Consider the following 1,182-nt stretch of genomic DNA (forward strand, 5'->3'; position numbering starts at 1 on the left):
GCCACGGTCAGGCCGGGCGGCGCACGCGCGCGGTTCTGAGCTTGCGTCCCAGCCGCCGCCAGCCGATGACGACGCCGGTCAGGCTGAGCGCGGCGCCACCCAGGCTCAGGGCGATGAGCACGATGTCCCACAGGGGGCGCCGGTCCAGCAGCGGCAACCAGTCCCAGCTGTGCAGCATCCCAAACAGCCAGCGGTTCAGGCGCCGCGTGCTGTCGGTGCGGCCGAGCACGGCGCCGGTCGCCGGATCGATGTGCACCCAGGTGGCGTGGGCATCGCCGAATACGACGCGCCACACCGGCAGCGGTTTTTCAGCGCCCCCCGTCATCGTGTGCGGTTCGCGTTCGTAGTAGTGCAGGTCGTAGGCGGTCAGTACGTCGATGCGCGCGACCGGGTCCGGCAGCAGGCGCGCGGCCGCAGTTTTCAGTGCATCGGAATCAGGCACATGGGCTTGCGCCGTTGCCGCATTGAGCACGGTCGGCCGGCCGCCACCGCTGCCGCTCGCCAACACCAGGGTCTGGCCCGCAGTGCGCGTCCAGCGCAGCTCCTGCACCTCGCCAGAGGCTGCGGCAAGCAGCGCCTGCGATGAAGCCTGCTGGCTGGAAATCGCCAGCGGACCGCCGTGCATGGCCTGTGCCCGCAGGGCGGGCGCGCCGTTGTCAAAGATGCGCCAGGGGTTCATCGACATGAGCCCGCTGAAGATCCACGTCAGCGTGACCAGCGCGAACAGCAGGCCGGTGATGTGGTGCCAGCGCATCATGAAACCCTGGTAGGGCGAGTGCGAGCCACTCTTGTAGGCGTGCGTGAAGCGCCACCGCATGATGCCAACCACCGTGCCGGCGAGGGTCACGCCGATGCCGATGACCGACAGCCAGTTCACGATGTCGCTCCAGTAGGGGTTGAACATATTGCCGCGAAACGGATACAGCCAATGGATCCACGCGCCGGCGTAGTTCCACAGGCGCTCGGTGCGCGGGGCATCGCGCACCACTTCGCCGGTGGTTCCGGAGACATACAGCAGCGTGTGATCGGCGTCGGCAAGCTGCACCCGGTGCAGCGGGCGATGCGCGTCCAGTCCGCGCGAATGGGTGAAGGCGTCTTCGTCGATGCTTCCTTCATGGTCGGCGGCAACCGCCGGGCCGGCAAAGGCCGCGGCACTCGCCAGCGCATGCGCGCGATCAACCT

Annotated in this window: 1 protein-coding gene; it reads right to left on the reverse strand. The window is 68.4% G+C overall.

Annotated elements, in window-relative coordinates; all coding sequences use genetic code 11:
* Positions 1–7 precede the first annotated feature (7 nt).
* A partial coding sequence (locus ABW22_RS16395) for a peptidase (RefSeq protein WP_059759430.1) occupies positions 8–1,182 on the reverse strand: 1,175 nt, incomplete at its 5' end.

The organism is Thiobacillus denitrificans, assembly GCF_001530125.1.
Taxonomy (GTDB): domain Bacteria; phylum Pseudomonadota; class Gammaproteobacteria; order Burkholderiales; family Thiobacillaceae; genus Thiobacillus; species Thiobacillus denitrificans_C.